The organism is Enterococcus hulanensis, assembly GCF_005405485.1.
Classification (GTDB): domain Bacteria; phylum Bacillota; class Bacilli; order Lactobacillales; family Enterococcaceae; genus Enterococcus_A; species Enterococcus_A hulanensis.
Genome location: NZ_BJED01000005.1, coordinates 75,654 through 98,655, shown reverse-complemented (window position 1 = coordinate 98,655; position 23,002 = coordinate 75,654). Strand labels below are relative to the sequence as shown.

Sequence of the window (23,002 nt, the reverse complement as noted above, 5' to 3'; positions counted from 1 at the left end):
TTAAAATACGACGCCGCTTTCCAATAAAATGTTCGCGTATGGGGTCATTTCACCCGTCCGGATAAACGCTTTGCTGTCATGCAAGGCTGCCTTCATCTCGCTATGAGGAATAAATGTCACAGGGGTTTCAGGTAAGCGTGCTTGAATTTTTTTCAACATTTCAGGATTTTCAGTTTTAATTTCTTCTGCTAAATAAATTCGTTGAACCGCTAGTTCCTCCAACACATTGTTTAACACATCCATAAAACTAGGAATGCCGTTATCTACTGCTAAATCGATTTTTTCCGTTGTCATTGGGACCGGCATGCCGGCATCGCCAATACTTAATTGATCAAAATGACCCATCTGTGCGATCACGCGTGAAATATCTGAGTTGATGACTTTGCTTTTTTTCATGATAAAGATCCTTTCGTTAGTTCAATTCGTTTTTGTATGGAATAGATGGTTGTGCGCCGAAGCGTTGAACCGTTACCGAAGAGGCTTTGTTGCCATATTTGATCGCTTCTTCTAAATTACTGAAGTCTTTTTCCAAGACGCTGCTCATGGCACCAATGAAGGTATCGCCGGCGGCAGTAGTATCTACTGCATTGACCTTGAAAGCTGGAATGATTCCATTGCGTCCTTGAACGTCGTAAAAAGCACCCTTGCTGCCGATCGTAATGATCACCGCTTCGATCCCTAACTGATGTAAATGATCCGCGGCTGCTTTTAGGCTTGCTTCATCCATCACCTTGATCCCTGTTAAAATTTCTGTTTCGGTTTCATTGGGGATGATCATATCTGTGACCTTCAATAATTCTTCAGGAACCTGTTCCAAAGCCGGTGCTGGATTTAAAATCGTTTTTACACCTGCTTCACGGGCGATTGAAAAAGCTTCGATCGTACTTTCTAAAGTGCTTTCAAATTGAGCGACGACGAAATCACTGGCTTTGATCACATCCGCATGTGCTTGTACTTGCTCCGGTGTAAATGCGTTATTAGCACCGGAATGGATCATGATGCTGTTTTCCCCTTGATCATCCACGATGATATAGGCTTGGCCGGTTGCTTGTTTTTCTAAGGTTTGCACGCCAGACAATTCAATGCCTTCTTCTGATAAAAGCTCACGCATCATTTCTCCTGCTTCATCATTGCCGATAGCGCCGATGAAGTTGGTAGCGGCTTCAGAACGTTTCGCTGCGACGGCTTGATTGGCGCCCTTGCCTCCGCCGGCAGAAAAAATTTCTTTTGTATGCATCGTTTCTCCAGGTTTCGGCATTTGCTTCACGCGAATCGTGCGGTCAAGATTGATACTTCCAATAACTGTAATCGTATTCATTTTATCCACTCCATTTCAAATTGATTCATTTGCTCCTGATTAAAACGTTTTATTAAAACGTTTTAATTCGACACCAAAAATATAGCACAGCTTGAAAGCTATTTCAAGTGTGCTGTTGAAAATCGTTGAATTAATTGAACCGGCAGTGTCTTTTCTTCCCAATCTTTCTCCGGCTGCTCGATTCTTTCCAGTAATAATCGTGCGGTCGTTTGGCCTAATTCATAGATAGGCTGCGCGATCGTGGTCAGCTGCGGCGTAACGTATTCGCACATATCGACATTATCGTAACCGATCACACTATAGTCCTGCGGAATTTTTTTCTTCGCCTCAGCAAGACCTAGATATAACCCAAAAGCTATTTCATCATTGATCGCAAAAATCGCCGTCGCATCCGTTTCAACGATTTTCTGTACTGCTTGGCGTCCGCCATCTTTAGACAGTTCCCCATTAATCAGGAACGCATCGGGATAAATTTCTTGAAAACCTGTTAAGCGTGTTTTGATATTTTCCGTCGCATCTTCCGGTAAAACAACCGCGACCTTTTGATGGCCCAATTGTCTCAAATGTTCGCCGGCAATTTTTCCGCCAGAAAAATCATCGGTCAAGACTGCATCGCTGAAGCCTTCTGCCTTCTTCTGATCCAACACAATGTAGGGCAGATTCTTTTTTCGCAGTGTTTCATTGATGGCCTGATTAGAGATCGCCGAACTAGCGATGATATAGCCGTCAACTCCGCGCCGACTCAATTCTTCTAAATAATCGGTCTCTTTTTTCGTATCAAGATCCGCATTACATAGCATCGTCACGAAATTCTCGCGATACAAGACCCCTTCGATCCCGCGAACCAGCGTACTAAAAAACGGGTTGGTGATATCCGGAATCAACACTCCGATCGTCTTACTTTTTTTCATGATCATTCGCCGCGCAAAATAATCGGGTTCATAATTCAGATCCGCTTTGGCCGCCAAGACCTTTTCGACCGTTTTAGGACTAAATTTCCCCTCATTGCCGTTTAAAATTTGGGAGACTGTTGCGATCGAGACCCCAGACTGTTTCGCGACATCCTTGATGGTAATTTTTTTATTTTTCATCTGCTCTCTCCTACTTCATAGTAAGGTAATGATTGTTCGCGCCGGATATCATCCTGCTTCAAATTCTGCTACATTTTCTCATGGATAGCTGGTCCTGTAAATACACCAGTTGGAAACTTGCTATAGACTTGATTTTTTTCTATACTGCTAATGATATGTTTTAGGAGGAAAAAATGAATAGACCAACAAAAATTATTCTAGGGATCATCCTAGTCTTAGTGATCGTATTAATCGCGGCGGGAAATTATTTCTATTCCTATGCCGTTGTTCCAGCTAAAAAGGATTTTCTGGCGGACGGCTCCAAAAAGAAATCGACGGAATTGATTTCCGCCGAAAATTGGTTCAATGATACAAACAACCGCAGCGACTGGCAGCTTACCTCAACCGACGGGCTGAAATTATCAGCGTATTATTTGCCTGCGGAAAAGGATCAGCATAAAACGGTGATCATCGCTCATGGCTATATGGGGCAGGCTTCTGATATGCCGCAATACGCGAAAATCTATCATGACCTCGGTTATAATGTTTTGATGCCGGATGCTCGCGGACATGGAAAAAGCGAAGGCGACTATATCGGCTTCGGCTGGCATGAGCGGAAAGACTATCTGCAATGGATCGACCGTGTCGTCAAAAAAGATCCTCAATCTGAAATCGTTCTTCACGGTGTCAGTATGGGAGGCGCGACTGTTATGATGACCAGCGGCGAAAAACTGCCAGACAATGTCAAAGCCTTTGTCGAAGATTGCGGCTACAGCTCAGTGAAGGGCGAGCTGAACTATCAGCTGAAGCAGATGTTCAATCTGCCGTCATTTCCTTTGATTCCTGTTACCAGCTTGGTGACAAAAATTCGTGCAGGCTACTTTTTTGGCGAAGCAGATGCCATCAAGCAGTTGAACAAAAACAAGCGTCCAATGCTTTTTATCCACGGTGATCAGGATGATTTCGTTCCTTATTCGATGCTGGCTGAAGTTTACGCCGCCACAAAAGGACCCAAAGAACAATATGTCGTTCACGGTGCCAAACACGCCGAAGCATTGAGCAGTGATCCCAGTATGTATCAGAAAAAAGTGACCGAATTTATCCAAAAATATGTACCTTAACTTAAATAAAAACCGAGACACTCAGTGTGCCTCGGTTTTTGCTTGTTCCAATAAATATTCAGCTAAACTGTCGGTTACGGTAATATGAGTGAAAATCTTCGTCTTCGTTCCCACATACAGTACATCCTTTTTACTTTCTTCGTAGCAGGCGACTGCTACATTTGAGATTTTGCGAACCTCTTCAACGCCTAATCCGATTACATTTTCATTGATCTCACAGGAAACCTCTTGTCCTGCCTGATCGATGAATTTCGAATTGACATCGCCGATCACGCCTAATTTTTCCAATCCATCAATGTCCTGCTGATCGACGTAACCGATCTCAGTCATCGTATTGTTTTTAGAAAAAGGGCTGGCGATCCCAACTAATGCAAAATCAACATTTTTTCCCGCTTCCAAGACATCCCGAATCCCGTCATTTTCAATCAAGCTCTTTTTGATAAAGGCATTATCCACCAATGCCGGCGCATATAGATACTTGCATTTCGCCCGCAGTTTTTTCGACAGATCATAGGCCAACTGATTGGAATGGACATCCACCATCTCAGAACCCAGCCCGCCGATCAAAGGGATGATCGTGGCATCCGCATGATTCTCATAGGGATATTCATCGACGATCCCGCGCAGCATCTTGCCCCACGAAAGCCCGATCGTTTCAGCCTTCGCGATTTCTTTTTGAAAAGCTGTGATCGCCGTTTGAACCAGCAAGCGTTCGACCTCATCCTTGCGCAAACTGCTGGTATCAAGCACCGCGGCCTTTTTTAACCCGAAAGTTTCTTCTAAAGCCAGTTCCAATTCAATCGAATAGGCGCTTTCGCTCTTTATAAAAATATCAACAATGCCTTCATTTTTTGCGTCATTCAAATACTTTGAAACCAATGAACGAGAGATGCCCAGACGTTTGGCGATCTCCGACTGCTTCAAATTCTTTTTGTAATACATCGTAGCTACTTTTACGATGTCGCGATTATGTTTTATAGCCATTTCGATCCCATCCTCTGAACAACTTTTGGTCACATTCACTATACGGTTGATTCTGCGAGGGCGCAAGGAGAAAAGGATGCACCCGTGTTCGGCACATCCTCGACTTTTGCTCTAAATAATCTCGATCACGCCGCCGACTTCAAAGCTTGGAAAAACTCCCGGGCTGACAATAATGGCTCCCGGTAAAATTTCTCCGATCGCGTTACGAAAATAAATCGAAATATGTCCCAATTCTTCAAAATTCGCATTTGCCTGTGAGCCGACCTCTTCGATCGTGAATTCTTGATCGCCGAATTTAACTTTTCCGCCGACTTTCAGGGCATCTTTCGGACGATCCTCAAATTCATGGATCACACAAATATCTCTCAGCTCCGCAGTTGCAGAAGGACCAAACAAAATAATCAAGCGTTCCTCTTCAAAAGCAGGCACCATGCTGCCGATTTCAATAATTTTAGATTTTACCATCCATCCATTCGCTCCATTCAAACTTTTTTTAATACATACCGAAACTAGCTAACCAAGCCAAAATTACCGCCGTGAAGCCTGTCAGCATCCGACCGTATAAAATCGCCGGTACTCCGATGGCCACAGTTTCCGGTTTTGCTTCTCCCAGTGATAAACCAACCGGAATAAAGTCACAACCTACGTGAGCATTGATCGCAAACAACGCTGGCAATGCATACTGGACAGGAATCGAACCGTTCGCAATCTGCGTACCGATCAAAACACCGATAACCTGCGAAATTACGGCACCAGGTCCCAAGATTGGCGACAAGATCGGAATACTACAAATCAAGGCCAATACGATCATCCCCGGCAAAGAACCTGCTAACGGCGAAAGAACTTTCGCTAACCAGTCACCAATACCAGTATAATTGATAATTCCCACGATCATACTGATAAATGCCATAAATGGAATAATATTTTTCAACAGCATATCTAACGCGTCACGGCCTGATTGATAGAAGGTACTCATTACGCCGCCGATTCCCCGAGAGAAACGAACTAGGAAGCTGTCTTTTTTGGCTTGTTCTTCCTTATGCTCCTCTTTGATCTTCGAATATCTTTCTCTAAATTCTTCTTCCGATTCGCGACCTTCCGTCACTATTTTTTCCGTTGTCGCCGCAGATTCGGCATCTTCAGCATGTCCATGATTGATGGCCGCCATTTGACGATCCTCAAGATTCGCATCTTCCAGCACAGCCACATCTTCCGGCCGAACACCTGAAACGAAAATATCTTCGGTAATATGTTTTGATAATGGACCAGAAGGAGAAGACGGCAATACATCGACTGTCGGGATACGCTTCATTGGGTAAACACCGATTCGCGCTGTTCCGCCGCAGTCAATGACCGCACATAATGTTTCTTCTTCAGGGATTTGATTCTTAAAACCATCACAGGCAATCCCGCCAGTCAGATCAGCGATTTGCTGCGCCACTGGATGGATACCGCCGCCGGTAACAGAAACAACTTTATTTTTTTGCTCATTCGGTGTTAAGGTCAAACCAACACCCCAGCCCTTATTTCCAGGTTTTACAAATACTGTTTTGTACATTACGATTCCTCCTTTACGCAGTCGCTTTCTTCGCTTCTCTAGCCATCATAAATTTCGTCAGTTTTTCCGTGACGATCCCACGCATCAAAATCACGACAATCCCTACTAAGAAATAGCGAACTGCCAAGCTTGACTGACTAAAGCCGGCCTTTGTCACACCATTTGCAATACCAAGATAAACAAACAGCTCACCTGCATTAGCATAAGGGAACAGCCCCGTTACTGGATGGACAAAAGATACCGCTGCATCATAAAAAGCCGGCTTCTCTTCTTCCCGAACAAATTTACCAAACGTATAAGCCATCGGGTTCGTCAACATCAAAACAGCCAAGATCGGCATCAACGAGTAACGTAAAATCATATATTTTGAACAATAGCGGATGGCTCTGTCAACACGTTCTTCACCGATAAATGCAATGACTGAATAAGTAAAAGTTAATAGTACGATCAATAATGGTACGATCCCGGTCATGTAGCCCATGAATTGTTCGCCGCCGGCTTCAAACATACCAATAAAGTTTTTTCCTGCCCATTCGATATATTTCATTATAAAATCCTCCTTTTAGGTAACCGCTTCCAATTTGCGTGTGTAAATTTGTGCCAGTGCCTTTTCTATTTGCGGCGCCTTTTTTGCCTCTGCCGCTGTCCGATAGTTAACTAATTGCGCTCCTTGGTAGGACTGCTCCTCTTTAAAGCGTGCAAAAATCGTCAACCCTTTGCAGATATAGCACTGAATGACTTTTCCCTCAGCATCGACAACAACTGCAACAATTGTCCGCAGTACTTTTCCCTTAACAACTTCGGTATAAAATTCATACTCTGTTCCTGCTTGTTCAGTGGTGATCTTCTTGATGAAGCTTTGATAATATTTCACCTGAACAAGACTTAAAAGACTTTGACTAAGCATTAAAACGATCAACACAATAACTAAGCCGCTCATAAGCTACATCCTCTCCAAAAGCAGATGAGGAGACTCCCCATCTGCCTAAAATTTACCTACTCACCAAATGTCGAATCTTGAAGCTTCCGTAAACGATAAACCGTTGTTGATTCATCGATTTCAATATCATCATACGTTAAGAAAGTGCCGTCTTTAATATCACGTTTCGCAACAGATGAACCGCCGACTAAACCAATCGGCACATTGTTGTTCTTAACGAGATCCGCATGCGTTTCTAACACACCGCGAACACAATATCCGCCGATACCGTCGATTTTTTCTCCGGCCTTTATGTCTTTCTTCGCTACCGCAACTGTTTCAGAAATCGGTGCGCCCAATGGAACGATCGCATGATCATGATTTAAGACTGCTTTAGCGATTGTGATCGGTGTTTCTAGGCTTGCTAAGTGATAAGGACGATATAAGATATGGTGATCGCGGTCGCCTTTTTTCATCAAGTAGCTTAATTCATGACGTGCACCATCATTTTGCCCTTTAACGATGACGAACACTCCTGGTGCTAACCCATCCACATATTCAACGACACCATATTTATCTAAGACGCCGCCGTTTTCTTTCAGGTCTAAATCCTTAACTACTGAATCGACGTCACCGCTGATGCCATGCATACCCACTTTATCAGGAACAAAACCGATCGCATTTGATAATAAGTTCATTTCTGCCATGGTCTTCGTACCATCTTGGAAAGCTGCTAACATGTGGCTGGACATTTTCTTAGAATCTGCTTCTGCTTGTGCGGTATCTGGGTTCGCGCCAACTTTTAACTTGTTGTTCTTGCCTTTACCAGCGACCAGCACTTCCATGCCCATACTTTTCGCGAATTCAAACAACTCTGTCGTTGCAGCAGGTTCATCGCCATCAGAACCGGTATAAACTAAGTTTGCTGAATCATACATTTTCTTCATCAATGGTCCGATCGTGATATCCACTTCCACGTTCAACAATACGATGTGTTTTTTCGCCAACAGTGTTTCTAACGAAATTTGTGCGCCGACTTCTGGCACTCCAGTCGCATCCACAATAACTTCTACCTTATCCGAATGAATGATTTCTTTAAAATCTGAGCTGACTAGAATGTCCACTTTTTTCTCTGCACTTGCATTGTACGCATCCGCTGCACGCTGCGCAGCCTCTTTATTGATATCGCTGATACCTGTTACTGCCATTCCTGGAATCGTCGAAATCTGAGCAATCATCCCAAATCCCATTTGACCTGCACCAATTACCCCGACCTTGATCGGCGCACCATTTTTTTCTCGTTCCAAAAGCTTCCCGTAAAGTGTCATTATTACCCCTCCATACTTTTTTGACATATGACAAAGACTTTGACATATGCCTTAAGACAACTTTAGTATAACACCGTAAACAACCATGTCAACGCTTTCTTTTCACAAACTATCATTTTCCAGCAATTGGAACATATGTTACAAAAGTGTTTTGTACCGTAAAAAACGTTATATATCAGCAAACAGGAGATAGCATCTATTATATTAAAATCATTACAAGAACATTAGAATCACAATTACACATTCTTTAAATAACTAATCTACAAAGAGCAGTTATTTATTCTAATTTTAGATAAATAAGAAATTTGTTTTTGATTGAAGAATGTTTCACAATGATATAAGTAGTACTTTTTATCATTATTGAGTTCCCAGCGTGTTTAAAAATCCTAGACCAATTCCAATATGGAAATATGCTTATTCAATTGTGAACAGTCGCACTATGAATTCATTGGATTTTTCATCCCCGTTCACAAAGTGAAAAAACAAAAGGCCGCGACTTTGCTTTCACAAAAGTCGCGACCTTTTTATTGTTGTCCATAGGTCTCGAATTTCTCCAAAACCTCTTTCATTTGTTCTTGATTCAGCAACTTCGGTGTTCCGATGCAGCGTGCTCGATAATCCAGTTTTGCTAAAAATTCGATGTCCTTTGCAACACCAAAGGCACTAGCTAAGTCCGGCCCGATAGTTAAGACACCATGATTGCCTAACAAAATTCCATTGTCATCATGGATAAAATTGAAGGCCTCCTCCGCTAATTCCCGTGTACCGAAAGTTTTGTACTCGCAGCAACGAACCTTCTCACCGACAGATCCGATAATATAATGCAGCGGTTCAATCTCCTGCTGCAAACAGGCAAAGGTGGTCGCATATTCCGAATGTGTATGGACGACCGAGCGGACATCCGGACGATTCGCGTAAAAAATACTGTGGAGATCATACTCGCTTGATGGCTTACGATTGCCTTCCAGCACATTTCCCTGAAGGTCCAGCAAAACAATATCTTCCAGCTTTGTCTCAAAATAAGGAATCCCGCTTGGACTGATCAGCATCGCTTCTTCTTCTGGAAAATAAATGCTGATATTGCCTCCCGTTCCTGTCGTTAGTTTTTCGGTAATGAGCTTCTTGCCATATTCAACGATCAGCTCGCGTTCTTTTAGATGTTTCATCTTCTGCTCCAATCAATAAAAATTATTTTCCGGCTGCTCTTTTAAGTAGCGGTGCAAATCATAGGGTGAAAAAAACCCGCGATCCGTCACTACCGCCCCGATCAATTCCGGCGGTGTGATATCAAAGGACGGATAGATCGCTTTGACGCCCTCTAGGGTATGCTTAATCCCATTAAACTCCATCACCTGTTCAGGATCACGCATCTCGATCTTGATGCTTTCATGACTCGTTTTATCCGTATCGGGAATTCCCGTCACAAAATAAGGAACACCGAAACGCTGGGCTAAAATAGCGATTTGATAGGTTCCGACCTTGTTGGCGATATAGCCGTCTTGGGCAATCGTATCGGCGGCTGAAGTAAATAGATCGATTGTTTCATGTTCCATCAAATAGGCGATCATATTATCAGAAACAACCGTCGTATCAAACCCCATCTCCGCACAGCAACTAGCCGTTAAGCGTGCCCCTTGCAAATACGGACGTGTTTCCGCACAGAAGAAACGCAGTGTTTTTTTCTGCTCGATAGCTTCACGCAGCAGCATCCCAATGATCGTCTCACCAAAGCACTGGGTCAAAACCGTCCCATTATCTGGGATTTTTCCGATCAAATATTTTGCTACTTGATCCATCGTATAATAGCGGCGGTTCAAGGAATCAATCGTATTTTGTTTGATTGCCTCTGTTGGATCTTCACCTTTTTCTAACGCTGCTTCTGCGACTGCGACACATTTTTCAGTGATCAGTGTCATGCGATTCGCCGTCGTTGGACGTGCGTTAGCAATCGTATGAGACGCTTTTTTTAGATACGCGAGCTGATCAACCGGCTCCAACGCCTTACTCTCTTCCGCTGCTAAGGCCATTCCCATGCCTGCTGCGGTGTATGGCCCCGCGCTTTGAGTTACCATGTCCGTGATGGCTTGCGCGACCGCTTGATGCGTCTCACATTCTACAAACTCCACCCGAGTCGGATAGATTCGCCGATCTAAAATGCGGACTTTGCCATCTTCATACCACGCCACATTTTCATATTGTAACAACGTCGGCATCGTATAATCCTGTCTTTCCAATTGACTCACCTTCTACTTCATTTTTTTCAAAAAGCAAAGCTTTCGTCTAGTGCATTGATGCCATCGACTAGCTGACCGCCGCTCGTAATGTGACGGCGATTGATAATTAATTGAATTCCTTGTGTTATCAGCATTTGTTCTGCTGCGATTTTTTTCTCTAGGGCGATCAAAGATAATTCCTTCACCTTTGAATCCCCTACGACTCTGCGGATGATCTCCGTGCCGGCATACCCTGCCGCATCTGCCATGATCCCCTGCAGCATCGTATCCTTAAACGCATGATTGCGATACAACGAAAAAGTCACAGCCTCATCGTAACACATAGATAATTTCGCTTGAACTTGATCATAAACTGCCGCAATCGTTTCTTTAATCCATTGATGAAAAGCAGGATCACAGCTTGGATCAAATAGATTTTTGACCATTGGAAAATAAAGATGCGCCAGGACATTCCCTATGTCATACCCCGCCGGTCCATAAAAGGCAAACTCAGGATCGATCACCTTCAAGCCGGATGGATTGATAAAAACCGAACCCGTATGAAGGTCCCCATGCAGCAACGATTGAGCGTTGTTCATGAAATTATTACGCAGCAGCGCGACTTCTGCTTGCAGCGGCTCATTTTCGTATAAGTTTTCCCTGACGAAACGTTCATTTCCCGGAGTCAAAATATTCCGCTGCTTATAATCGTCATAGGGCTCTGTAAATACTAAATCCTCGCTGATATCGCACATTTCCGGGTTGATAAACTCTTTGACCCGCTGCTTTTTCACCCCGCGATCCAAAACCAGATCACTCGTTAAAAGCAGTGTACGCGATAGGTATTCGGCAATCTCCTCGCTGAAATTAGGAAATACTTTCTTATCGATCAACTCATAGCGCATGTTTTGATAATCGGAAACATCTTCCATCGTCAACGCGTGCATCTTTTGATCATAATAATAAACCTCTGGTACAAACTGCGGAGCCAAATCATTTTGCAAACGTAAAATCTCGGCCTCGATTCGATTTCGATCGATCGCCAATGGCCGTCCAGATGAACGCAGCAACACGTCCGCCTGCTTAATGATCAAGCTTTCTTGCGTAGCTTCATTCACCACACGAAAAACATAATTAATATTGCCGTCACCAATTTCCGTGACGGTCAAGGGTGCATCAGTTGGAAAAACGCCCAATTTTTCCATAACATATTGTTTGATCCTTTGCGTATCCATTAGAAAATGCTCTTGATACGCCGCCGATTCCCTCGGTGTCATTTTCATATTATCGCCTCATTCGTTTAAATTCCCAGCCCACAAATAAAAAAATCTTTCACATCCGATTACGCTAAAAGCACAAAGTAAAAGTCACAGCTAACTCACTTTAATGGTGTCATTTTTCTAAAAACACGAAAAATGCTTCTGATTCTCGTCACGCCTATCATCAAATTAAACAACTCGAACAGTTTTATACTTAAACTCTCCGACCGAACCTCCCCAGCATTAAACTGCGAAAAGTTTGACTGATAAGAAAGGCTTCGCGAACTCGCTCAGCTTTTGAGCAATAAGACCAAAATATTTCTAAATTGCTTCTCAAATTTCGAAATGTTTTTGCTTATTGCCGATAAAGCTAGTTCGTGAAGCCAGACATGGAGATACCCGCTACAAAGCGATTTATTCATCTGAAAATTTTATACTTACTTTATAGTCAAAAAAACACTCACCTAAAAGTGTACATTTAAACTAGTTAAATGCAACTCTTAGATGAATGTTCTTAACTAATCGCAATCTTTGTTCCAACTGTGATCGTCGGCATTTCCTTGTCTTCCACATAAAGCGTACCTGGAAGCTCTGCCGTTTCTGAACCATCGAAGCGCAGGGTGATATGTCCTAAATCGTCGAGGTTCTTCTTCACCACATCGCCTACTGCCGTGATTTTATACGCTTGATCATCGAAGGAAAAAATCATTCCTGTTGTGATCTCGTCGGTGGACGGTGTCAATTGGATGTTATAGCAATAATCCGCTAAGGTCTCTGGTGCATCATCGCCGAAAAAAATCAACATCTTTTCTTGCTGAAACATCTCGGCTTCTGGGCCAATGTTGGTAACTTGCGTCTCAAAAATCATCTTTCATCTCTCCAAACCTTTTTAACTGTATAATCCGAAGCTCGCTAACCAAGCAACGACTACCCGTGGAACACCATTTAAGAAACGTGAATATAAGACTGACGGCACTCCAACTTCCACTGTTTCCGCTTCTGCTTCTTCCAATCCCAGTCCAACCGGAATAAAGTCGCAGGCATTTTGGGTATTGATAGCAAATAACGCTGGTAAAGCTAGTTGCGGCGGGATATTCCCTTTACCGATTTCTACCCCGATCAAGGTTCCCAAAATCTGACTGATAACTGCACCAGGTCCTAATAATGGAGACAAGAATGGCAGCGAGCAGATAAAGCCGATGATGATTAGACCAAAAACATTTCCAGCCAACGGCTTCATCAGGTTTGCAAACACAGTCCCGATCCCTGATCCTTGAATGATTCCGATTAATAAGGATACAAAGGCCATAAAAGGAATGACCGTATTGATCATTGTTTGTACACCTTCGCGGGCTGATTGATTAAATGTCGCTACGACTTTACCAGCACCCATTCCGATTTTTGCGATAAAACTTTTTTGCTCCGCTTTTTGTTCAGTGATTTTCTTATCGGTCGAATATTTAAACTCACGCTCTGGTTTTTCTTCAGTAATGAAGGCTGGTTTGCCTGCCGCTTCAGATTCATCTGCCAGCATGATTTGATTTTCACCAACCGCGGACACGTAGATTTCTTCATTAATGTATTGTGCTAAGGGACCGCTTTTTCCAGTCGGTACAATGTTTACTGTCGGGATATTCTTTTTAGGATAGATTCCGCAGCGTAATGTCCCGCCGCAATCAATGATCGCAAGAGCGATTTCATTGTCTGGAATCGACGTCTTAAAGCCGTTGACCGATTCCATCCCTGTCAGCTCTTCAATTTTATTAACGATACTGGGTTTGTCTCCGCCGCCAGTCACATAGACAAATTTATGTTTCTCTTCTGTTGGTGTAATTACTAAAGGTCCGCCATAGCCGCCAGAACCTTTTACAATCTTAATACTATTATAAGCCATTTTTCTTCCTCCTGTTTCCCTTATTCTGTCACTGCGACATCATCGACTGTTTTGCTTAACTGGATTCCTTGTTGTTTACAAACAAACGCTGTCGTGAAATCCGTCGTCCAGCCGCCAATAAAGTTCATGACTAAACCAACAAACATATAACGAATCGCCAGCTCCATCGAATTCAAGCCCAGCTGCGTGATCCCTTGGGCAATCCCCATCCAAACAAACAACTCCCCGGGATTGATGTGAGGGAAAACGCCATTACTCGTATGACAGAATTGCGCATTCGCTGCATAATAGCTTGGCTTATAAAACTCAGGTAAAAAGCGGGCCATCGTAAATGACATTGGATTTCCCAGCATAAAAGCAGAAACGAACGGCAATACCAGATAGCGGGTAAAAGGATTTTTAGACGATACTTTCGCGACTTTCGTTACGCGTTCTTCTCCTAAAAATGCAATCAATGTATTCATGGCTACCATCAGCATCAAAACAACTGGAACAATCCCCGTCATCCAACTAATAAATGTTTCAGCACCCGTTTGGAATAGGCTCATAAAGCCTTCCGCAAATTTTGTAATATAATCCATTTTTAAACACTCCTTTTAGTTAATTTAGCTTGAATCGTACCTTTCATTAAGGACAATTGATTTCCTATATTGAAGATTGGCGAGACAGGCGCTTCTTCTCGATGATTTCCCTGCTCGACCTCTAAATAAATTTTTTGTGCATTCGCTGCGGCTTGTCGTGTCAGTTTATTTTCCTTCATCAGCATCGGTGCTTCCGTCAGGTGATGGATATCAATACCGACAAATTGCGGACGTGGTTTGAAGCGGGCAAAAATCGAAGTCCCTTGCATCATTTCAGCATCTTTGATAAGTCCTGTATGATCAACACCTAATAGCAAGATCGTCCCTGAAGCGATTTTTCCCGGGCGACGGCCGATCGCTACTTTTCCTTTACGCTTCATTCGAATATAGACAGAATTAAAATTTTTGATCTGCTTCATCCCTAAGAAAATTTGGAGAATGTAAGCAATAATTGCAATAGCGCCTAAAACAAAGATATTCATATCCTACCCATTCCTTTCTGATACAAAGAGCTTTCTCTTCGTACACCTGCCTCGTTAGAACCCTTTTACTAATAACTGACGGTATTCTTCTTTAGTGTTTATCCGCTTGACCTGTTCCCGCAAGGTCTCACTAGAAGAGATAACAAAAATCGTATCGTAAAAGCTCAATAATTCATCTTCCATCGCTAACGTCAGATTCTCTGGAATAGCCACCAGAAAAATCAGTTCAATCTCTTCTACGGATCGTCCCTCTGGATAAATGCCAATCGTTACAAGAATTTCCTCGCTTTGATGATTGATCCCATGGGGGAAAGCGATGCCATTATCGATCACTGCTGATTCTTCTTGCGCCTTTTTCAAAATGTACTTCTTAAAAGAATCATCGATCAAATTTTTGTCCCGTAATTTATCTAACAGCTCAACCAAGTTTTCCTCATAACCTAACTGCTTATCCAAATGCTCGAAAGAAAACCGAATATGTTCAAACGCTGCCGCCTTTGAAGCGACGATTCGCTTCCATTCACTTAACAGCCAATTTTCATTGAATAGATCCGTCAGCTTAATCACCGCAGTCGTTGCTTTTGTATGCTTCAAAGGTATCGTCGTAAATACCGCAAAGTAGCGATCCAGATCCTTCGTTTCATACTCTTCCTCTGAATAATGCGCAATTCGAATATTTGGTCCTAAGACTGTTGCCAGCTGACGCTTGATCATGAGAGCAGTTCCCTTGCCGGTATTGCAGACCACTGCGATCTCTTTCATCTTTGGCTGCGCGTCGGATTTCAAAGCCAATTCAAAATAAATGGCTAGGTACGAAAGCTCCGACGGCTGATTGGGTTTTTGTAAATAATCAGCTAATGCCGCGACCCCTATTTCCGCCAGCTCATGAGCAAAGGCATGCTTTTGTTTGAATTCCTCCCGAAAAATATCATAGGTCTCAATTTGAAAAATGATTCGATTGATCAGAAACATAAAATGTGCTCGGATATTTTGGAACAATTCTGCTTGATCTACATTGATGATCACCGCAGCATTGATTTGATCCATCATCAATTGAAACAAGGTTTTAACCTCTTTGTTGTCCGCCCGCTCCTCGGGAACTAAATTATTATTGAAAATATTTAACGGAAAACAGAGAAAATCAAAATCAAAGTTGCTGATCGTCAAGCTGTAATCGGTCGCCAAGCTAACAAATAATTCTTCTAATAATCGATCGCCGGCAAAATAATTCACATAATACGGAACTGCCTGTGCCAACGGCTTCCCGGCTTGGATTCGCTGAATCGTTAAAATAATCGTTTTTTGTAATAAACCCAAGGTGCGAAAATCCAATTTTTTACTCAAAGCAATCTCATCAATTCGCTCCAACAATTCCTCACTTAAAGTTGGCTGTTCCAGATAGTCATACGCATGCTGCAAATAAAGCAGGCGTAATTGAGACTCCGTTCCAGCTATTCGCAGGCCTTTATTAGGTGTACCAATCAAAGAAATTTGATATTTTGACATTAATTGCTTCAAATTTCGCAAATCCTTATTGACCGTTGAACGACTGACCCCTAATGCCTCCGACAGATCATCGATCACGATATAATCCTCTTGATTAATGAAGCAATCAATCAAAACGGCAATTCGCTTTGTACTTGAATTGAAATCCGTTTGTTGTTTTAAACTCCCGTTCATAATCTCTGAGAACTGATAAGAATCCATTACTTTCAGCGAGTAAATATTATCTTTCTCCTCGATCAATGCGACCCGTTCCATTTGATCATTCAATAATTGAATCGCTTTTTTGGTGGTTTGTGCGCTTGTACCAGTTATTTTTTGCAGCTCACTCAGACTCAGGCGATCATGAGTAATAAAATGCTGCAATAATTGATACCAGCGATTGATCAGTGCCATTTTATTACCCCCACCTTTCTTTTATCCTCGTGTTTTTCCTCCAGCAACGTTGGTCGTAACACCAGTAATGTAACTAGACCGGTCAGATAAATAATAGCACACTAGGTCAGCGACTTCACTGAGCTTGCCGCTCCGCCCCAATGGGATCGTCGTAGTTTTGTTATAGTTTTTTCGCAGGTCTTCAACGGTAATTCCTCGTGTATAGGCAAGTGCTGTCTCATAAGCTTCCGTTCGCAACCCTGTTTCTTCCATAATTCCCGGCGCTATTCCTACCACTCGAATGCCTTGTTTTCCCAGCTCTTTAGACCATGACCGGGTAAAGCTGTTGACGGCGGCTTTGGTCGCAGCATAGGGGCTTTGACCTTCTGATCCTTCCAAACCGCTTTCCGAAGACATGTTGATGATTACTCCTTCGTGTCTTTGCGTCATCGCCCGCGCCACTGCTTGTGTCATTAAAAATAGACCTTTTTGATTGATCGCCATCATTTTGTCAAAGACATCTTCTGATAATTCAAACTGTCCATGGGGATTGTCCTTATCCACTAGTAAGCGCGGGATATTGATCCCGGCGTTGTTGACTAATCCATCGATCTGCCCTAATTCTTCAACCACTTTTGCGACGTTTTCTTCTACCTGCTGCCGATTCGAAATATCTGTCTGAAAATAGTAAAGATTCTCATGCGTTACCTTTCCAGGTTGAAGATCAAAGTTCGCCACGATCACTCCCTGATCCAGCAATTCATCGATAATACTTGCTCCGATTCCTGATGATCCACCTGTTACGATTACTTTTTTGCCTGCCACGTCTAACCAATCTGACATTGTTGTATTCCCTCCTCTTAATTACAGGCTCAGTATAAAGCGCTTTCGACAAATGATTAATACGCTCTTTTTTTAAAAGTCAGAAAAAAAAGTACACTAATTTGTGAAAAGTGAGCAAAAAAGCTTAGGTAGACGATTCTACCTAAGCTTTTTGCAGCACTTTATTCATTTCTTTTTGCAGTAATTGCGGGGAGCGCTCGATCGCGTCGATCGTATCTCCGGCAATATGCGAAGTGATTACCACATTGTCTAATCTCAGCAATGGTTCATCTGGTGCAATCGGTTCTTCCCATAATACATCGATACCGGCACCTGCAATTTTCTTTTTCGTTAAACACTCAATCAAGTCTTCCTGCTTAATAATGTCTGGTCGAGCAGTATTGATCAAGTAGGCACTCGGCTTCATTAATTGCAATAGTGACTGATCAATCAAATTTATTGTCTCTGGGACCACCCGCAGATGCAAGGATACCACATCCGAGTCGCTAAAAATCTCCTGCAAGCTTTTTAGTTTTATCTGATAGCCTTCTTGCTCCAGCGCTGCTTGCTGGGCAAAAGCGTCATATGCGCTGACTTCTAAGCCTAAAGCAGTCAGACGTTTTGCCACGATTTTTCCAATGTGGCCTAATCCTACCAAGCCGACCTTTAGATTGGAAAAGGATGTTTTATAGGCATCATTGGGAAAGTTTTGCGGCCAATCACCATTCTTCACTTGAATGGCAGAAGCCGCAATATTGCGCACCGTAGCATACATCAAACCCATCGTAAAATCCGCGACTGGTTCTGCATTTCGAATGACATTAATCACCGAAAGCTCCTTTGATTTCTTCACTTCCGCTAAATCAATATGCTCTAACCCGCCTCGACAGGTCCCGATCATCTTTAATTTTTTCGCATGGGCTAGTAAGTTTTGTGAAACTGGCGCTAAATGAACCAGCAAATACTCAGCCGTCGACACCGCTGCCAATATATCGGAAGACAGCTCAAAACCATTCGGTCCATCATGCTCCAAGATTTTGATAACCTCACGAAATTCTGACCGTGATTTTTCCGCTTGCCAGTCAAACCTCTGAATATTAAGGGGAGATTCAAGCATCAAGCCTTTGGCGGCAGCCGCCAAATTATCCGCTGGAACAAATGGATCACCGATCACGACCACATTAGTCATTTCTCAAGCCTTCTTCCATTAATATCCCCGGTTTCGGTTTCACGTGAAACTTTGCAGCTAGATCTAAAAGCTGAGTATCCGTAATCTGTTGCTTGATTTCTTGTCTTGTTGAGCAGATTTGCAAGTAAATCTGCGCCGCCTTTTCGGCTGTTTCAACTAGACCAAAAGCATCATCCATCGTTTGTCCGGCTCCCATAATTCCATGGTGCGGCCAAATAACGATTCGAGAATCACGCATTTTTTCTGCCGAAGCGGCACCTAGCTCACTCGTTCCTGCAACCATCCAAGGAAGGACTGATACACCATCTGGAAAAACGACTAAACACTCGGTGATCATCTGCCATAGCGTTTTGGTGAATTTCTTCTCATCCAGCTCATGAATAAACGTCATTGCAGATATTGCTGTTGCATGGGTATGCAAGATTACTCGATGCTCTGGATCTTGTGCGATACGAACTTGGTGGCATTGAAGATGCGATGCTAACTCACTAGTTGGCAGATCACCATTCTCTAATCCCCACAATAATTCGTATTTATCCCCTTCTGTGTTTATGCGAATGATCGCTAAACTATCAGCCGGATTTTTTTGAATGTTTTTAAAATACTTGCCTGATCCCGACACGAGAAATATTTCCCCCGCTAAATTTTTTACTGTGAACTCTAAGGCAACTGTCCGTTTAATCTGGTCGACATTGAGATAATATTGAACTTCCTCTTGGGGCAGCCGATAGCTGATATTCCCGCCGTTTCGCTCCGCCCAGCCATAGGCCCATAGCTGACTCGTTGCTTCACACATTTCTCGGATAAAAGGAGCCTGACTAATCTCATGAATCTTCATTCCATCATCCTCCGTCATTTAATTAGAGGAGGACTGTAATTAGTCGAGCCACGATCATAAAAGCCACACCCAACACACCGTGAATCCAATAAGTCTTACTTTTTACGACATCCCCATTGGCTCCAATCACTAGTTTTTTTGCGCCGTCAAAAAAGATTTTGATAAAAAAGGCTAGCCCAATCAAGATAAACAAATCGCTAATCATCGTCATCCTCCTCCCTAATTAATAACTATTTCTGTCCGTAATAAGCATTCGCTCCATGTTTGCGCAGATAATGTTTATCCAGCACACGTTGCGGCAGCTCTTCTGCAAATGAATTCAATTGACGTGTCAGCAAGTTCATCTTGCAGACTTCTTCCAATACCACCGCATTCATCACTGCGCTATGAGCATCCTTGCCCCAAGTAAATGGTCCATGTCCATGAAGCAGCACACCAGGTACTTCCAACGGTTTGATTTCACGTTGTTTGAAGGTTTCGACAATGACATTGCCTGTTTCGTGTTCGTATCCTTCGTCGATCTCATTTTGCGTTAGGAAACGTGCGCATGGAACGGAACCATAAAATGTGTCGGCGTGGGTCGTTCCCATTGCCGGAACATCTAAACCCGATTGAGCCCAAGCCGCCGCCCAAGTCGAATGAGTATGGACGATTCCGCCGATTTCCGGAAATGCTTTGTACAGCACTGCGTGAGTCGGTGTATCGGATGAAGGGTTCAATTCTCCTTCGATCACATTATTTTCTAGATCAACGACCACCATATCTGAAGCTTTCATTTCTTCGTAGCTGACACCACTGGGCTTGATAACGAAATACTTCGTCTCAGGGTCATAAGCACTGACATTTCCCCACGTATATTTGATTAATCCTTGCTTTGGTAACGCTAAGTTTGCTTGAAATACCTCTTCTTTTAATTGTTCTAACATCGATTCGGTCCCCTTTTACTCTGGATTGACTGCAACAACGATTTTGTTATAAGCAAGTTCCCGTTTAAACATCTTAGGCAGCACCTCTGGCAAATCCGTTAACGTGATCTCATTACTCACCATTTCTTTGAATTTGATCCGACGTTTAGACATTTCTTCCAGTGTTGCTTCCCATGCACGTCCAGGATAAGGTGCTGTATAGGAATTCCATGAGCCTGTAATCGTCAGCTCGGCACGCATGATGCGTTCTGCCTCATGTTCAGACAATGGCAAATCTTGATGGGAGATTCCTACCAATACCACTGTTCCGTGTTTGCGCGTAATCAGCAATGCTTGCTTCTGAGTAAACTTACTGCCGGCAGTTTCAATCACTACATGGACGCCTAGACCTGTTTCTGCCTTGATGGCTTCTTCTAAATCTTGCTCCTTGCTGTTGATGGTCACATCTGCGCCGAGTTGTTTTGCCAATGCCAATTTATCGTCAAAAATATCGACCGCAATCACTTTTTTAGCTCCGAATATTTTCGCGATCTGGATCGCAAATTGCCCGATCGGTCCACAGCCAAGAACCGCTACCGTATCGCCGACCTTCATATTGGCACGCTGCATTGCATGCCAGCTGATCGTCGCCGGCTCTACCCCAGCCGCGGACAATAAATCCAAGTCTTCCGGCATTACCACACAATGCTCTTCAGGGACTTTCACGTATTCTGCAAAGGCACCATTACTGCCTGTACCGATTATGTTATAATTGTCACTGAGACCATAGGACCCTTCTTTTGTATATTCAGAATTGGGGTCCGGGATCAGTGGTGCAACAGCGATCTTGTCTCCGACTTGAACTTTAGTGACCTGTGATCCTACCCGATCAACCGTTCCACTAAATTCATGTCCTAAAATGAGCGGATACATTCTTGCACCATCTTCTAAGTTTGCGCGGGGCACATCTGAGCCGCAGATCCCCGCGTAAGCGACTTTTACTAATACCTCATCTTCACCAATATCTGGCACATCCACCTCTTGAACTTCCAATACACCAGGTTTTATCAATACACTTGCTTTCATCTTTTTTGTCATGAGTTCTTTCATCCTTCTCTATTAAGCTACCTTGGTTTTTCCATCTGGAATCTCAACGCTGTTTTTTGCCGCAGCCCGTTCAACATATCCATAGAACGCTTCTTTGTTTTTGCGGAATAAGAAATAAACGACAAAGTATGCAACGATCGTCAAACCGATCAGCAATGGATTTTGACTTAAAAAGGCCAAGAAGATCAAACCAAAAATCGGTTTTCCTAAAATATTGAAGCTTGTCACCATCAATGCACCGGCTGGTAAAGTAACCCCAACTGTTTGCGCGATTTCTGTAAACATTGGTGCAGTGTATGAACACATATACAGACCTAAGCTGAACCAGATCACACCATTTAATAATGTCTTGGCAATATTCCCATTCGACAAACATACCAACGCTTGAACCATGTACGGAATCGCCAACAAGTCAACAACCGGTAACGTTTGGTTGCCAGGTAAGATCATTGCGATAAAGACCATGATCGGAATCAAAAGAATTCCTGAGATCAATGTTGCTGGTTCACCATAACCAGTCGCATCGTTTACTCCTAGATACCACTCACGACCTTCATTGTTGCCGCGGACATTTTTACTAGCTGCTTGTGAGATTGGGTTGAAGGCTTGTGAGAAAATCCCCGCTACTTTCGGGAAGATCGCCATTACCGCACTCGTTGCAATCGCTACTTCTGTAATTTGACCCCAAGCAGATAATTCAGCTAAATTACTGATATTTCCTAGAATTCCTAAAAACAGACCCAAGAACAAACCTAGTGAGATCGGTTCGCCTAAGAAACCTAATTTCTTCTGTAAGCCTTGCGGATTCAAGCGAACTTTGTGTAAGCCGAACATATTCCAAATCGGGTCCATCAATAAGGCAAAGATTCCAGGTTCGATATTGTGCATCGCAATGATCGTACAATTTGGATAATGATAATAGCTGGACCATCTTCTAGCCAACATTTCTGACAATAACAAACTATACATATTCAACAAGCACATCAAGACAACTGCTAAGATCATATTTTTCGTAGCTAGATAAACCATCGAACCCCAAACCATGTAGGAATAGTTATTCCATAAATCTGAAGGCTGGAAGACGTTGGTCCATTTCACTAAGAAAAGTACCGTTTGTAAAACTAAGGCAATCACCAAGTAGATCATACCCGCTTCTGTCGAATAGGCCACTAACGCAGTCGCTTGCCAACCCACATCAAATGCAGGAAGATTGATTCCAGTTTGATCGACCATCTGTTGAACGACTTTAGAAATAATCGGGGTGTATGAGTTCAAAATCAACGTGAAGCCCATCAACCCTACACCTGCATATAATCCAGATAAAAATGCCTTTTGAGTCTTCACTTTTAATACTTTGGCAACCACAAAAATCATTACCGGAACAAAAACAGCCGACCCAAACGTATCAAAAACGCTCTTTAATGTTTCTAACATTTCATTACTCCTTTTTCATTTTAATGTATTTATTTTTCGTACCGAAAAATAAGTCTGATTTTCAAGCCGTATATCATTCCGCTAAACATCCGCAGCGATAAC

At 42.9% G+C, this 23,002-nt stretch carries 25 protein-coding genes; 1 reads left to right on the top strand and 24 read right to left on the bottom strand.

Annotated elements, in window-relative coordinates; all coding sequences use genetic code 11:
* From rbsD to rbsR, 3 genes are all read right to left on the bottom strand, one after another.
* Entirely contained in the window at nt 1–396 is a 396-nt protein-coding gene (gene rbsD, locus FFR60_RS06940) for a D-ribose pyranase (RefSeq protein ID WP_088934046.1), read from the bottom strand.
* Between the two features lie 16 nt (nt 397–412).
* Entirely contained in the window at nt 413–1,318 is a 906-nt protein-coding gene (gene rbsK, locus FFR60_RS06935) for a ribokinase (protein WP_137663576.1), read from the bottom strand.
* 98 nt (nt 1,319–1,416) lie between these two features.
* On the bottom strand, nt 1,417–2,409 hold the full coding sequence (gene rbsR / locus FFR60_RS06930) for a ribose utilization transcriptional repressor RbsR (protein ID WP_137663575.1): 993 nt from the start codon (nt 2,407–2,409) through the stop codon (nt 1,417–1,419).
* A 173-nt stretch (nt 2,410–2,582) separates the two neighbouring features.
* Here rbsR and FFR60_RS06925 point away from each other — a divergent pair, with 173 nt between their 5' ends.
* Nucleotides 2,583–3,509 carry an alpha/beta hydrolase gene (locus FFR60_RS06925; protein ID WP_137663574.1) on the top strand — a complete coding sequence of 309 codons (927 nt, stop codon included), beginning with the start codon at nt 2,583–2,585 and terminating at the stop codon, nt 3,507–3,509.
* A 21-nt stretch (nt 3,510–3,530) separates the two neighbouring features.
* Here FFR60_RS06925 and FFR60_RS06920 read toward each other — a convergent pair whose 3' ends face one another.
* The 21 genes from FFR60_RS06920 to FFR60_RS06820 form a co-directional block, all read right to left on the bottom strand.
* A complete protein-coding gene (locus tag FFR60_RS06920; protein ID WP_088934042.1) occupies nt 3,531–4,493 on the bottom strand; it encodes a sugar-binding transcriptional regulator in 963 nt (320 codons plus the stop codon).
* A gap of 111 nt (nt 4,494–4,604) precedes the next feature.
* Nucleotides 4,605–4,958, bottom strand: a complete 354-nt coding sequence (locus tag FFR60_RS06915; protein WP_088934041.1) for a PTS glucitol/sorbitol transporter subunit IIA — start codon at nt 4,956–4,958, stop codon at nt 4,605–4,607.
* A gap of 28 nt (nt 4,959–4,986) precedes the next feature.
* Nucleotides 4,987–6,051: a PTS glucitol/sorbitol transporter subunit IIB gene (gene srlE, locus FFR60_RS06910; protein ID WP_088934040.1), complete on the bottom strand. Its 1,065-nt coding sequence runs from the start codon at nt 6,049–6,051 to the stop codon at nt 4,987–4,989.
* Between the two features lie 13 nt (nt 6,052–6,064).
* Nucleotides 6,065–6,598: a PTS glucitol/sorbitol transporter subunit IIC gene (gene srlA / locus FFR60_RS06905; RefSeq protein ID WP_088934039.1), complete on the bottom strand. Its 534-nt coding sequence runs from the start codon at nt 6,596–6,598 to the stop codon at nt 6,065–6,067.
* A 15-nt stretch (nt 6,599–6,613) separates the two neighbouring features.
* A complete protein-coding gene (locus FFR60_RS06900; protein WP_088934038.1) occupies nt 6,614–6,991 on the bottom strand; it encodes a transcriptional regulator GutM in 378 nt (125 codons plus the stop codon).
* 56 nt (nt 6,992–7,047) lie between these two features.
* Nucleotides 7,048–8,298, bottom strand: coding sequence for an NAD(P)H-dependent oxidoreductase (locus FFR60_RS06895; RefSeq protein ID WP_088934037.1), 1,251 nt, complete (start codon nt 8,296–8,298; stop codon nt 7,048–7,050).
* A 524-nt stretch (nt 8,299–8,822) separates the two neighbouring features.
* On the bottom strand, nt 8,823–9,464 hold the full coding sequence (locus FFR60_RS06890; protein WP_137663573.1) for an L-fuculose-phosphate aldolase: 642 nt from the start codon (nt 9,462–9,464) through the stop codon (nt 8,823–8,825).
* Between the two features lie 12 nt (nt 9,465–9,476).
* The gene (locus FFR60_RS06885; protein ID WP_137663572.1) at nt 9,477–10,532 is read right to left on the bottom strand and encodes a s-methyl-5-thioribose-1-phosphate isomerase; all 1,056 of its coding nucleotides are present in this window, start codon (nt 10,530–10,532) and stop codon (nt 9,477–9,479) included.
* A 26-nt stretch (nt 10,533–10,558) separates the two neighbouring features.
* Nucleotides 10,559–11,794 (bottom strand): S-methyl-5-thioribose kinase, encoded by a 1,236-nt coding sequence (gene mtnK / locus FFR60_RS06880; RefSeq protein ID WP_137663571.1) that lies wholly within the window; start codon nt 11,792–11,794, stop codon nt 10,559–10,561.
* A gap of 490 nt (nt 11,795–12,284) precedes the next feature.
* Nucleotides 12,285–12,638: a PTS glucitol/sorbitol transporter subunit IIA gene (locus FFR60_RS06875; RefSeq protein WP_088934033.1), complete on the bottom strand. Its 354-nt coding sequence runs from the start codon at nt 12,636–12,638 to the stop codon at nt 12,285–12,287.
* A gap of 21 nt (nt 12,639–12,659) precedes the next feature.
* The gene (gene srlE / locus FFR60_RS06870) at nt 12,660–13,664 is read right to left on the bottom strand and encodes a PTS glucitol/sorbitol transporter subunit IIB (protein WP_088934032.1); all 1,005 of its coding nucleotides are present in this window, start codon (nt 13,662–13,664) and stop codon (nt 12,660–12,662) included.
* A gap of 20 nt (nt 13,665–13,684) precedes the next feature.
* Complete coding sequence (gene srlA / locus FFR60_RS06865; protein WP_137663570.1) at nt 13,685–14,245, bottom strand: PTS glucitol/sorbitol transporter subunit IIC; 561 nt, start codon at nt 14,243–14,245, stop codon at nt 13,685–13,687.
* A gap of 2 nt (nt 14,246–14,247) precedes the next feature.
* Nucleotides 14,248–14,727: a transcriptional regulator GutM gene (locus FFR60_RS06860; protein WP_137663569.1), complete on the bottom strand. Its 480-nt coding sequence runs from the start codon at nt 14,725–14,727 to the stop codon at nt 14,248–14,250.
* Nucleotides 14,728–14,781: 54 nt separating this feature from the next.
* Entirely contained in the window at nt 14,782–16,626 is a 1,845-nt protein-coding gene (locus FFR60_RS06855; protein WP_137663568.1) for a BglG family transcription antiterminator, read from the bottom strand.
* A gap of 21 nt (nt 16,627–16,647) precedes the next feature.
* On the bottom strand, nt 16,648–17,448 hold the full coding sequence (locus FFR60_RS06850; protein WP_137663567.1) for an SDR family oxidoreductase: 801 nt from the start codon (nt 17,446–17,448) through the stop codon (nt 16,648–16,650).
* Nucleotides 17,449–17,590: 142 nt separating this feature from the next.
* Nucleotides 17,591–18,616, bottom strand: coding sequence for an NAD(P)-dependent oxidoreductase (locus tag FFR60_RS06845; RefSeq protein WP_137663566.1), 1,026 nt, complete (start codon nt 18,614–18,616; stop codon nt 17,591–17,593).
* Nucleotides 18,609–19,454, bottom strand: coding sequence for a rhamnulose-1-phosphate aldolase (gene rhaD, locus FFR60_RS06840; protein ID WP_137663565.1), 846 nt, complete (start codon nt 19,452–19,454; stop codon nt 18,609–18,611). Before rhaD ends, FFR60_RS06845 begins: the two co-directional genes overlap by 8 nt.
* A gap of 22 nt (nt 19,455–19,476) precedes the next feature.
* On the bottom strand, nt 19,477–19,659 hold the full coding sequence (locus FFR60_RS06835; RefSeq protein WP_137663564.1) for a hypothetical protein: 183 nt from the start codon (nt 19,657–19,659) through the stop codon (nt 19,477–19,479).
* A gap of 25 nt (nt 19,660–19,684) precedes the next feature.
* Nucleotides 19,685–20,380 (bottom strand): L-ribulose-5-phosphate 4-epimerase, encoded by a 696-nt coding sequence (locus FFR60_RS06830; protein ID WP_137663563.1) that lies wholly within the window; start codon nt 20,378–20,380, stop codon nt 19,685–19,687.
* Between the two features lie 15 nt (nt 20,381–20,395).
* Nucleotides 20,396–21,457, bottom strand: a complete 1,062-nt coding sequence (locus FFR60_RS06825) for a galactitol-1-phosphate 5-dehydrogenase (RefSeq protein WP_137663562.1) — start codon at nt 21,455–21,457, stop codon at nt 20,396–20,398.
* Between the two features lie 21 nt (nt 21,458–21,478).
* Nucleotides 21,479–22,900: a PTS galactitol transporter subunit IIC gene (locus FFR60_RS06820; RefSeq protein ID WP_137663561.1), complete on the bottom strand. Its 1,422-nt coding sequence runs from the start codon at nt 22,898–22,900 to the stop codon at nt 21,479–21,481.
* Nucleotides 22,901–23,002: the final 102 nt, after the last annotated feature.

Coding starts and splice junctions, on each gene's coding strand:
- FFR60_RS06820 (WP_137663561.1), bottom strand. CDS start 22,900: ATGTTAGAAACATTAAAGAGCGTTTTTGATACGTTTGGGTCGGCTGTT.
- srlE (WP_088934040.1), bottom strand. CDS start 6,051: ATGTACAAAACAGTATTTGTAAAACCTGGAAATAAGGGCTGGGGTGTT.
- FFR60_RS06835 (WP_137663564.1), bottom strand. CDS start 19,659: ATGATTAGCGATTTGTTTATCTTGATTGGGCTAGCCTTTTTTATCAAA.
- FFR60_RS06825 (WP_137663562.1), bottom strand. CDS start 21,457: ATGACAAAAAAGATGAAAGCAAGTGTATTGATAAAACCTGGTGTATTG.
- srlA (WP_137663570.1), bottom strand. CDS start 14,245: ATGGATTATATTACAAAATTTGCGGAAGGCTTTATGAGCCTATTCCAA.
- mtnK (WP_137663571.1), bottom strand. CDS start 11,794: ATGAAAATGACACCGAGGGAATCGGCGGCGTATCAAGAGCATTTTCTA.
- FFR60_RS06895 (WP_088934037.1), bottom strand. CDS start 8,298: ATGACACTTTACGGGAAGCTTTTGGAACGAGAAAAAAATGGTGCGCCG.
- rhaD (WP_137663565.1), bottom strand. CDS start 19,454: ATGAAGATTCATGAGATTAGTCAGGCTCCTTTTATCCGAGAAATGTGT.
- FFR60_RS06890 (WP_137663573.1), bottom strand. CDS start 9,464: ATGAAACATCTAAAAGAACGCGAGCTGATCGTTGAATATGGCAAGAAG.
- FFR60_RS06900 (WP_088934038.1), bottom strand. CDS start 6,991: ATGAGCGGCTTAGTTATTGTGTTGATCGTTTTAATGCTTAGTCAAAGT.
- rbsD (WP_088934046.1), bottom strand. CDS start 396: ATGAAAAAAAGCAAAGTCATCAACTCAGATATTTCACGCGTGATCGCA.
- FFR60_RS06925 (WP_137663574.1), top strand. CDS start 2,583: ATGAATAGACCAACAAAAATTATTCTAGGGATCATCCTAGTCTTAGTG.
- FFR60_RS06915 (WP_088934041.1), bottom strand. CDS start 4,958: ATGGTAAAATCTAAAATTATTGAAATCGGCAGCATGGTGCCTGCTTTT.
- srlE (WP_088934032.1), bottom strand. CDS start 13,664: ATGGCTTATAATAGTATTAAGATTGTAAAAGGTTCTGGCGGCTATGGC.
- FFR60_RS06920 (WP_088934042.1), bottom strand. CDS start 4,493: ATGGCTATAAAACATAATCGCGACATCGTAAAAGTAGCTACGATGTAT.
- FFR60_RS06845 (WP_137663566.1), bottom strand. CDS start 18,616: ATGACTAATGTGGTCGTGATCGGTGATCCATTTGTTCCAGCGGATAAT.
- FFR60_RS06855 (WP_137663568.1), bottom strand. CDS start 16,626: ATGGCACTGATCAATCGCTGGTATCAATTATTGCAGCATTTTATTACT.
- FFR60_RS06860 (WP_137663569.1), bottom strand. CDS start 14,727: ATGAATATCTTTGTTTTAGGCGCTATTGCAATTATTGCTTACATTCTC.
- FFR60_RS06830 (WP_137663563.1), bottom strand. CDS start 20,380: ATGTTAGAACAATTAAAAGAAGAGGTATTTCAAGCAAACTTAGCGTTA.
- FFR60_RS06850 (WP_137663567.1), bottom strand. CDS start 17,448: ATGTCAGATTGGTTAGACGTGGCAGGCAAAAAAGTAATCGTAACAGGT.
- rbsK (WP_137663576.1), bottom strand. CDS start 1,318: ATGAATACGATTACAGTTATTGGAAGTATCAATCTTGACCGCACGATT.
- rbsR (WP_137663575.1), bottom strand. CDS start 2,409: ATGAAAAATAAAAAAATTACCATCAAGGATGTCGCGAAACAGTCTGGG.
- FFR60_RS06875 (WP_088934033.1), bottom strand. CDS start 12,638: ATGATTTTTGAGACGCAAGTTACCAACATTGGCCCAGAAGCCGAGATG.
- srlA (WP_088934039.1), bottom strand. CDS start 6,598: ATGAAATATATCGAATGGGCAGGAAAAAACTTTATTGGTATGTTTGAA.